The organism is Dapis hubbardiae BLCC-M172 (assembly GCF_050016015.1).
Taxonomy (GTDB): domain Bacteria; phylum Cyanobacteriota; class Cyanobacteriia; order Cyanobacteriales; family Microcoleaceae; genus Trichodesmium.
This window is the reverse complement of sequence record NZ_JBNHEQ010000246.1, coordinates 12130-22676: the sequence shown is the minus strand read 5'-3', so window position 1 is coordinate 22676 and position 10547 is coordinate 12130. Positions and strand designations below refer to the sequence as shown.

10 protein-coding genes are annotated in these 10547 nt (G+C 34.9%); 8 read left to right on the top strand and 2 right to left on the bottom strand.

Annotation, left to right across the window (positions count from 1 at the left end; all coding sequences use genetic code 11):
* The first annotated feature begins 183 nt into the window (after positions 1–183).
* From ACP6PK_RS22780 to ACP6PK_RS22760, 5 genes are all read left to right on the top strand, one after another.
* Entirely contained in the window at positions 184–954 is a 771-nt protein-coding gene (locus ACP6PK_RS22780; RefSeq protein WP_426562932.1) for an SDR family oxidoreductase, read from the top strand.
* A gap of 615 nt (positions 955–1569) precedes the next feature.
* The gene (locus ACP6PK_RS22775; RefSeq protein ID WP_426562930.1) at positions 1570–2340 is read left to right on the top strand and encodes an SDR family oxidoreductase; all 771 of its coding nucleotides are present in this window, start codon (positions 1570–1572) and stop codon (positions 2338–2340) included.
* A 140-nt stretch (positions 2341–2480) separates the two neighbouring features.
* Positions 2481–3218 carry an SDR family oxidoreductase gene (locus tag ACP6PK_RS22770; RefSeq protein WP_426562928.1) on the top strand — a complete coding sequence of 246 codons (738 nt, stop codon included), beginning with the start codon at positions 2481–2483 and terminating at the stop codon, positions 3216–3218.
* Positions 3219–3604: 386 nt separating this feature from the next.
* Positions 3605–4237, top strand: coding sequence for a sulfotransferase domain-containing protein (locus ACP6PK_RS22765; RefSeq protein WP_426562926.1), 633 nt, complete (start codon positions 3605–3607; stop codon positions 4235–4237).
* A 483-nt stretch (positions 4238–4720) separates the two neighbouring features.
* On the top strand, positions 4721–5626 hold the full coding sequence (locus ACP6PK_RS22760; RefSeq protein WP_426562924.1) for a sulfotransferase domain-containing protein: 906 nt from the start codon (positions 4721–4723) through the stop codon (positions 5624–5626).
* Positions 5627–5973: 347 nt separating this feature from the next.
* On the opposite strand, the gene ACP6PK_RS22755 is transcribed toward ACP6PK_RS22760, so the two are convergent.
* Positions 5974–7293 (bottom strand): M16 family metallopeptidase, encoded by a 1320-nt coding sequence (locus tag ACP6PK_RS22755; protein WP_426562922.1) that lies wholly within the window; start codon positions 7291–7293, stop codon positions 5974–5976.
* 1358 nt (positions 7294–8651) lie between these two features.
* On the opposite strand from ACP6PK_RS22755, the gene ACP6PK_RS22750 reads away from it, so the two are divergent.
* From ACP6PK_RS22750 to ACP6PK_RS22740, 3 genes are all read left to right on the top strand, one after another.
* The gene (locus ACP6PK_RS22750) at positions 8652–8915 is read left to right on the top strand and encodes a tetratricopeptide repeat protein (protein WP_426562920.1); all 264 of its coding nucleotides are present in this window, start codon (positions 8652–8654) and stop codon (positions 8913–8915) included.
* A 24-nt stretch (positions 8916–8939) separates the two neighbouring features.
* Positions 8940–9125, top strand: a complete 186-nt coding sequence (locus ACP6PK_RS22745) for a hypothetical protein (RefSeq protein ID WP_094673847.1) — start codon at positions 8940–8942, stop codon at positions 9123–9125.
* Between the two features lie 536 nt (positions 9126–9661).
* A complete protein-coding gene (locus ACP6PK_RS22740) occupies positions 9662–9886 on the top strand; it encodes a hypothetical protein (RefSeq protein WP_426562918.1) in 225 nt (74 codons plus the stop codon).
* A gap of 456 nt (positions 9887–10342) precedes the next feature.
* Here the strand turns inward: ACP6PK_RS22740 and ACP6PK_RS22735 are convergent.
* On the bottom strand, positions 10343–10547 hold a 205-nt coding region (locus ACP6PK_RS22735), incomplete at its 5' end, for a PEP-CTERM sorting domain-containing protein (protein ID WP_426562916.1).

Sequence of the window (10547 nt, the reverse complement as noted above, 5' to 3'; positions counted from 1 at the left end):
AATCACCGAATGAGATGTGATAAAAAACTGTAGGGGTTTGGTCTCCAAACCCGATCTTAGCTTGGGGAAAGAAGACCAAACCCCTACAATCAAATATTACAAATTCTCACAAATCACAATTGATTGCTATATAAATACTAAGATTAGTTTGAACATCATCATGTTTTGAAAGGAATAAAAGTCATGAATATGATTAAAGAATTTGAGGGAAAAATTGCTCTAATTACAGGAGGAAGTTCTGGAATTGGTAGAGCTACTGCTATAGCTTTTGCTAAAAAAGGAGCCAAAGTAGTAATTGGTAGTCGTAGGGAAAGAGAAAGTCAAGAAACAATAGAAATGATTAAAGAAATAGGTGGGGAAGCTATCTTTGTCAAAACAAATATTACTCAAGCTACTGAAGTTGAAAACTTAGTTAATCAAACAATTTCTACTTATAATCGCTTAGATTATGCCTTCAATAATGCAGGTATAGAAGGGATATTAGGATCTAGTATTGAACAAAGTGAAGAAAATTGGAATCAGGTTATTAATACCAATCTTAAAGGAGTTTGGTTATCAATGAAATATCAGATTCCACAAATGTTAAAAAATGGTGGAGGTGCAATAGTAAATAATGCTTCTATAGCGGGATTAATTGGTTTAACTAATGCTTCAATTTACTGCGCTAGTAAACATGGTGTTATAGGTTTAACAAAAGCTGTTGCTTTGGAACAAGCAACAGCAGGTATTAGGATTAATAGTGTTTGTCCTGCTGTGATTAAAACTGATATGGCTGATCGTGCTTGGAATCTAGATGATAGAGAAGCTAGAGAACAAACTGTAGCAGTACACCCTATTGGTCGTATTGGTCAACCAGAAGAAGTAGCTAATGCTGTTGTTTGGTTATGCTCAGATGCAGCTAGTTTTATTACAGGTCATTCCCTCACAATAGATGGTGGTTATACTGTGAAATAGTTGCAGTTATATTTCCTGATTAGGTCTATAATTTGCGTAAATCTGTAATCGCCTCAAGAATTTATAATTTCCACGGCTTTGTTGAAATAGCGTTCTTAACATCCATTCCGCTTTGGTTCGCATATCAAACGTGGAGCAAGTGCGGTAGCTATATCGCTCTCTTTCACGATTATTGATGTTCTATTCATCTATTGTACAATAGTTAGGGTGGGTTGATTCGCGTGCTTAGAGCGATCGCGATTATTGATGTTCTATTCATCTATTGTACAATAGTTAGGGTTTGCCGATAAAATCTTAAAACCTTTACAGGTAAAAGTTTCAACCTTTTTCTGTATCAGACAGATGTTTGATTTATCTATTGTCCAATAGTTACAGCAGTTTCCGCGCGTTATTGTTGGACAGATGCACTTGCTTGTGCAGCAGCTATATACTTTCATGCAACAAAGCCAATTTCCACTGTAAATTAATCGGTATTCGTAATTGGTGGGATGATTTTCTACTAGGGGTGATACCCACCAGTTACTCTGGTTAAATATTTAACAGGTTAGAAACAGATTACTTTTAAAGTTTCATCTCTTGATTTACCAATGCCAATTAATTTGAGGTTGTCAAACTATGGTCAATATTGTAGTTAAAGTCTCAAGAAAAATGACACAACAGCATATCACTCTAATTACAGGTGCAAGTCGAGGGATAGGTTTCTCTACAGCAGAATACCTGGCCAAACAAAGACATCTAGTAATTGGCCTAGCACGTCACGTTCCCGAAAAACCATTTCCTGGTGAATTTGTTACAGTTGATTTAAGCGATCGCCACGCCACAACAGAAACTCTGACTAATTTAACCAAGCAGTACGCTTTTGATGGAGTGGTAAATAATGTAGGAATAGCACACCCAGAGCTACTAGAAGAAATGACACTGGATAATTTCGATAGAGTTATTGACTTAAATTTGCGTGTTGCTATCCAAACTGTGCAAGCAGTGGTGCCATTAATGAAGGCAAAAAAGTGGGGTCGTATTGTTAATCTTTCCAGTATTGCTGCTTTAGGCGCCCAAAACCGTGGTACTTATGCTGTCAGTAAGGCCGGAATGATTAGTTTAACTCGCACTTGGGCTTTGGAGTTGGTCAAGAGTGGGATAACTGTTAATGCTGTTGCTCCCGGGCCTATTGACACAGAATTATTTAGATATTATTACCCATCAGGAAGTGAAGTGGAAAAGCGCTATTTAAGGGGGGTGCCAATAGGTCGCTTTGGTAAACCTTCGGAGGTAGCTGCAACTATTGGCTTTTTCTTTTCAGAAGAGGCAGGTTATATTACTGGGCAAACTCTTTTTGTGGATGGTGGTTGTACTATTGATATACATCCTTATTACAAAGGAAGATAACGAAGTCAGAAGTCACAAGTCAGAAGTCAGAAGTTATTTTTGTAACGGGGATGCGTGAGCAACTCTCCAAAAATATTGCGCCTTAAAAGGCGGGGTTTTAGACCCATGTTATTTTGATAAATTATTTTACTCTCAAGAAAATGAGACAACAACACATTACCCTAATTACTGGTGCAAGTCGGGGAATAGGTTTCTCTACAGCAGAATACCTGGCCAAACAAGGACATCTGGTAATTGGTCTAGCACGTCACGTTCCCGAAAAACCCTTTCCTGGTGAATTTGTTACAGTTGATTTGAGCGATCGCGACGCCACAACAGAAACTATGACTAATTTAACCAAGCAGTATGCTTTTGATGGAGTTGTCAATAATGTAGGAATAGTTCACCCACAAGCACTTGAGGAAGTAACACTGGATAACTTTGATGCAGTTATTGACTTAAATTTGCGTGTGGCGATACAAACTGTTCAAGCAGTTGTGCCATCAATGAAGGCGAAAAAGTGGGGGCGTATTGTTAATATTTCCAGTATCGCTGCTTTGGGAGCGCAAGACCGCACAAGTTACACTATAGCAAAAGCGGGAATGATTAGTTTGGCTCGCACTTGGGCTTTGGAGTTGGTATCGAGTGGTATAACTGTTAATACTGTTGCTCCTGGGAGAATAGAAACAGAAATTGGTAGGCGCATTTTTCCAACCGGAAGTGAAGAGGAAAAGCGCTTAATTAGTGGGATACCAATGAAGCGTGGTGGTAAACCTTCGGAAGTAGCAGTAGCTATTAGTTTTTTCTTTTCAGAAGAAGCAGGTTATATTACTGGGCAAACTCTTTTTGTAGATGGTGGTTGTAGCATTGATGTACATCCTTATTACAAAGGAAGATAAATGATTAATTTTAATATCATAAATTATCAAGTTAATTAACTGTGTTAAAAACTTCTAAAGTATAGCTTTAATAATAATTTTGACTAAGATCCATAACTCTGAAGGAAAAGACTATGCACATCCTCAAAGCTGGTTTAATTAAAAGTGGCAACTTTTGGCTCCATACAATCTTACATAATCTTATTGATTATAGTGGTCTTAAATATGAAAGTTTTATTCAAAATTAACCCATATATGAACTTGCTAAAACTTGGGATGTTAATCAGCTAAAAGGGCAAATCAATATTAATTGTTTAGATATTACAAAAAATGCTGTATTTTATAGAATAAGTAATATATTTAGATATCCGGTTGATGATATAGATGATTATATTAATAGTTCTACTTTGGTCTGGAGTCATTCTCAGATGAGTAGCAATGCTTTAACTATTATCCAAAAATTTGACAAGATAATATATATTGTTCGTGACCCTAGAGACGTAGCCATTTCTTGGTCTAATTTTGTATTTACTCCTTATGTAAGAAGATATTTTCCTTTTTTTACTGTTGATGAAACTAACCCAGAAACTTATTTAAACAATAACCTGAAAACTATTGTTTATGACTGGATGAATCATGTAGGAGGATATTTAAAACATCAGAAATATTTGAATATTCATTTTGTTTTTTATGAAAGATTACTACATGATTTTGAGCAGGAGTTAGAAAAAATATTAGAATATTTGGAAATACAATTATACGACAAAGCCAAAGGTGAGATTAAAGAAAAAGTCTCATTTAATCACATGAAAAAAGAGAGTCCTAATCATATCAGAAAAGGAAAATTAGGACAGTGGGTAGATATTCTCACCGATGTACAAAAAGAGGAAGTATTGGAAATGGCAACTCCTCTATTAAAACTGTTAAATTATCCAGTGAATAGTCAAATAGATACTCTGCCAGAATTACCAGAAAAATTCCCGGAAAATCTTAATTTACCTCATGGAAAAGTTCTATTACTTAAACCATCAAATCATTAAATTAAACGATTCAAACGGACAGGCGAAATCCCAAATGCAATTAACATCGGTGGAATATCCCGCAGTACAGGTTCAAGACTAATGAGCCTATCCCACTATTCTAAAAATACTTATTTCTTTGAGTAAAATTTGCCTGAAAAGTTTTATTTCTTGTTTTTAGTTATGACAATAGTTAAGCTTTTTAGCAAAAACATTATTATAGCAATCCTAAATAGGATATAACATTTTATATAACGGGGTTTGGTTTCCAAATCCCTTATATGCTTGGGTTTGGAGACCAAACCCCTACAGTTTTTTTTCACAAATCATTTAGGATTGCTATAGTGAAATAGCTTAATTATTTTTACTATAGCGCTACTCATTCAGGTTAGGACATTTCTAAATCCTGAAACCCTTTGACACTTTACTATTCCCTATTCCCTATTCCCTATTCCCTATTCCCTAGCCCGTAGCGCTATACAATTAATTAATCAGGAGAAGACTATGCACACCCTTAAAATTGGTATACCTAAAAGTGGCAACTTTTGGCTACACACAATCTTACATAATATTATTGATTATAGTGATTTAAAGTATGAAAGCTTTATGGCAAATCAACCCATATATGAAGTTGCTAAAAATTTGGAGATGAATCTGTTCAAAGGGCAAATAAATATTAATTTTTTAGATATTACAAAAAATGCTGTATTTTATAGGATAGGTAATATGTTTAGATATCCAATTGATGATATAGATGATTATATTAATAGCTCTACTTTGGTTTGGACTCATGCTCAGATGAGTGATAATGTGTTAAATAGTATCAAAAAATTTGACAAGCTAATATATATTATTCGAGACCCTAGAGATATATTAATCTCTTGGTCTAATTTTGTATTTTCTCCTTATATGCAAAGATATTACCCTTTTTTAATAGTTGATGAAACCGATCCAGAAACTTATTTAAACAAAAACATGACAACTATCGTTTCTGATTGGATGAATCATGTAGGAGGATATTTAAAGCATCAGAAAGATTTGAATATTCATTTTGTTTTTTATGAAAGATTGCTGCATGATTTTGACCGAGAGCTAGAAAAAATTTTAGCATATTTAGGAATTGATTTAGATGTAAAAGCCAGGGGCGAAATCAAAGAAAAAGTTTCATTTAATCATATGAAAAAAGATAGCCCTAATCATATACGAAAAGGAAATTTAGGACAGTGGGTAGATCTTCTCAGCGATGCACAAAAAGAGGAAGTATTGGAAATGGCAACTCCTCTCTTAAAACTATTAAATTATCCACTGAATAGTCAAATAGATACTATCCCAGAATTACCAGAAAAATTGCCAGAAAATCTGAATTTACCTGATGGGAAAGTTGTATTACTTAAACCATCAAACCATTAAAATTTAAGTAAGCATTCAGCTATTAGCATTCCCCAGGAAATACTTACCGAAAAATAAGGGTTTAAAGCCTTCTATTTCAAGAGAAAAAGCGGTCGTTTAGCTAGCGGACAACTACGTTTTTTCCGTTCCGGAATGCTCCGCAAACATGTTGCGGAGCAAAACGGCTCTCGCCGACATGAATGCTCCGGATGACTTAGGATGGGATGGCGTTTCCCTGCGGGAAAGGTTTGCGCAGCATTCCGCAGGAAAAAGCAGAGCGCTAAACGCCATATCCAATCTCCCCGACTCGAAAAGTGCTAGGATATTTCGTTATATTCAATTCCGTTACGGTTTTAACCACCAGGTAATTATCCATTATCCATTAATGAAACAGACTTAGGTCGAAACACTACTACCCCATAAGCATCAACAGATAAATATTTCAATGCTGCTTGTTGAATATCTGATGAGTCAAACGCCTGAATATTCTGAGGATAATTGAGCGCAGGTGCTATGTCTCCCACTATTGACTGATAGTAACCATATAAATTTGCCCGATCACTTGGTGTTTCATTCGCAAAAATAAACCTATTCGCCACCAATGTCCGAATACGTTTAATTTCTGTTTCTGTCACCGACTCTTGTTGGATAGTATAAATGTGGTGAGCGATCGCTGCTTCGACTTCAGCTAAATTTTCTTCTGGCAGTCTAGCAGAAATATAGAAAACGCCCTGATGACAATGACTCATGTTACTCACCCCAATAGAAGAAACTAAACCTCGTTCTTCCCGTAAGTCACGCACCAGGCGAGATGTTTTCCCCCGACTCAAAATAGTTGCCAACACATCTAAGGCATAAGTTTCATGTAATTCAGTTAACCCAGGTACGCGCCAAAACATCATTAACCTTGGTTGCTGAAGAGCTTCATCTACCACTTCATGGCGAACTATTTCTGTAAAAGGTGACTCTGGTGTTAGATTAATATTAGGTGGCAGTGGTATTTTTGGAGTATTTCGACTATTGTCAGCTTCTGTAAATGAGTCTGTGACAATATCAATTAATTCCTCCACTGGTAAATTTCCCACTACAGCAGCAGTCATAGAATTTGGTTGATACCAACTTTGGTGAAAGTCGCGCATTTGTTGAGCTTGTAGTTGAGAGATAATTTCTGCCAGACCTAATACTGGGCGACGATAAGGTAATTTTTCAAAAGCAGTTTCAATTACCTTTCGGAAACAACGACGGTTAGGGTTATCATCTGAACGCCGAATTTCTTCAAGTACAACAGAGCGTTCTCGTTCAAAAGCATCATCAGCAATACTGGGGTTGAGGAGTACCTCCCATTGCAAAGGTGCTAATTTAGCAAAGTCTTTGGGAGCAGTGGTGATGTAAAAGTGGGTATAGTCTTGACTGGTGGCAGCATTCATTACTGCGCCTTGTTGTTCCACTAAACGTTCAAATTCGCCACTGGGAAGTTTAGGGGTGCCTTTGAAAATTAGATGTTCGAGAAAATGGGCCATTCCGTTGATTGATTCAGATTCTAAGGCAGACCCAACCTTAAGCCAGATATTCAGGTTAACAGCTTCAACTGGCAGATGTTCGGCGATGATGGTTAGTCCATTTGGTAGTTGACGAATGGTGGGGGTATTGAGATGTGGGAGGGTTGGTGGGACTAAAGTTGAGGTCATTCTTGATTATATCTGTCGTTTATCTTCAACTATATATAGCAGAAAGTAGAATTCAAGAATTAACAGTTAATAATTAATAATTAATAATTATTTCTTCTGTACCTGATTATTTTAAAATTACGAATTTTCCTAGAGAAACTTGCTTTCTGCGTAAGTTCTGGTGATTTTTTACGGTTTTGCTTTATTTTGTGGTGAAAAATATTTTGATTATACAGTTTTTTGATTTGGCCAATGCTTAACTTTCTAGAAATACTTGTAGATATTAACTAGCTATAGTGCTAATAAATGATTTGTCAAAAAAAATTGTAGGGGTTTGGTCTCCAAACCCAACTGAAAATGGGATTTGGAAACCAAACCTCTAAGATAAAATATTACTGAAAAATCAAGGTATAAAGCCTTCTATTATAGGAAAAAAAGTGCTAGGATATTTTCTTATATTCGATTCCGTTACAGTTTTCCTTGAGGTAATTATCCATTATCCATTAATGAAAACCTATTTATGATTGCTATATTCACTATTAGCTCAAACTTCTAGGATTTGAGTCTCTCATATTTATCAACTTCTGACTAAAAGATGCTGGTTTTCAAACTACCGAATAATTTTTGATGAAAAATATCTAAAAGTTAACAAAATTTTTTATCAAGAAAATTGAAAAATTTCTGAAGTGCAACATCTTTGACTGTAAAGATGAGGCGAAACACTAATACCGTCTCACTAAAGTCAGAATTCATAAGTAATATTTTAGGTATTTTAAACCTCTATTTGACCGTAATTTTAGCTTATTATTTGACTTCATAAGTTACCAACTATTTGTGACATTTTTAAGTGAATTGGTATGATTAATAATTCTTTTAAACTAAAAATAATAGGACTTAAATGAGGGAAGAGTTTATAAAATGTCGAATAATCAAACGCAAAGTATCAATTTGGTGGAAATTGCAAATAAATTGAAGGTAGAAGGAAAGTTGGAGGAGGCAATAGCTAATTTTTAAGCTGCTTTAGAGGTTAATCGTGACTGTTAATTGGCATGGGAAGGTTTAGTTGAATCTTCTTATCAAAAAGTTATTAAAAATCATCCTCAAAAATTATAAAATTATCGTAAGCATTCAGCAGTCAGCTATCAGCTTTGAATTATTAATTTCTTACATAAAATAAGGAATTAGTCTTTAAAGAGAATTAAAAGTTATGTTTGCGTAGCATTCCGTTTGCGTAGCATTCCGTTTGCGTAGCATTCCGAAGGAAAGGAAAGGAAAGGAAAGGAAAGAAAAGGAAAGGAAATTGGTCATAAAACAACTTTAGAGTTTCTTGATTCTTTGCAAAAGCTGTATTTTGCTGATAGCTGACTGCTAAGAGCTGAATGCTTACAAATTATCAAATTTTAGGAGATATTCTTAGAAAGCATGGTCAGCATCAAGTGGCGATTGACTATTATCATAATTCTTGGAAAATTTTTCCCAAAAATGAATTAATTTATGGGTTGATTGGGGATACTTACCGAGAAATTAAGCAGTTTAATGAAGCGATTGATTATTATGAAAAGGGAATAGAGTTAAATCCTGATACTGTTTGGTTATATATTAGATTGGCTGAAATTTTCAGAGACCAAGGAAATTGGGAGTAAGCTATTAGTTATTATCGGCAAGCAATGGAGTTAAATCCTGATAATTCTTTGGTTTATTTGATGAAGTTAGAAAAATTGGTAGAAGCGGAGTCAATTTTTCAGGAATTGTCAGAATATTCTAGTGAAGGTTATCTCGGTTTAGGTAATTTATATTTTCGTCAATCCAAATATCAAGCAGCTATTGATAATTATCAAAAAGCTAGTAGATAGGGAAAAATTTTATCTGCTTATCCTCACCTCTGTCGATGTTTTTTGACTATTGGCAATCTAGATAAGATTAATGAATTTGTAGATGATTTTATCGCCAGAAAATATCTATTTAATTAGCATCGCCTGATTAATGAAATTATTGAAGCTTGTGAATTAGCAGCTAATGGTAAATTAGATATGGCATGGAATATTTATCAGATTAATTTAGAAACTTGTCGAGATTTTTATGGCAAGAATTTACTAGAAGGTTTGCAATAACTGAATTAATGAAACTTGAAACAGCTTTTCATGCTTATCATAATACTCACTCAGATTATACTTTTCTAATTTCCTATGAGGATGTAGTTTCCCAGTCAAATAATTTTAAATTACTCTTTAATTTTTGGGTGCTAAATATCCAGAAAATATCGATAAAATTTTATTAACTCCTCACAGTTACGGGCAGAAGAATATTCAGACTTATGAAAATTTTCTGCTTAAGCTAATACCTGCATCTTTAATATAGTCACTTATTTTCTGTCTGTAAAATTCATAATGTGCCAAACAAGATATTACTAGGTCAAGAATTTAATTTTGCGGGTGTAGTCATTCCCACAAATAATCAAATTTCTGTTTCGGCAATATATACAATTTATTCTGGTCAAGTAATTCAAGGAAAACTTGGTTTAAGCTCTCCAGTATATGGCAAGAAATATCCTGGAGTTAAAGTTAGTAAAAATGCTCGTTTTACAGCGGTTTTCATTTCAGTAGACCACAAGTAGGGGCGTTTGCGGAGCATGACCTTAGGAAATGCCATTCGCCCTTACAGGGTTCTGGCTATGACGGTGTGGTTTATCAATCTGAAAAGGGCTGTAAGTTTCATAACATTGTTGTTAATCAGTCAGCAAGATTAAATATTTTTGTAGAAATAAATAATCATCAAAAAATAGAAATAGCTACACTTTATGTTTTTTAAAAAGCGGTTAGCAATTAGCAAATTGAATGTACTGGACTAATGGACTAAAGCACCTAAAATAGTTGGAACTGGGAAGTAGGGAGTAATTCTAAATTTCCGAGTCAGGAGTAGGGAGCAGTTCTAATAAAAGTGGGAAGTAGGGAGTAACTCTAAATTTCCGTATCAGGAGTAGGGAGCAGTTCTAATAAAAGTTAGGAAACGAGTAGTGTAAGAGGTGAATATTGATAATTCATACCGGGATTATCTAACACTGTTAGAGATATTAGTTATGAGACTTGGTTGATTTTTTCTTGAGCAATGAACCTGCAAAACCAACTCCTAACAAACCTATAACTGTAGAAGGTTCAGGAACATCTTCAGGGTTTTGAGCTGGAGGTTCTCCCAAGATATCTTCAACTATAGGCGCTTCAAAAACATCTTCAGGGTTTTGAGCTGGAGGTTCTCCCAAGATATCTTCAACTATAGGC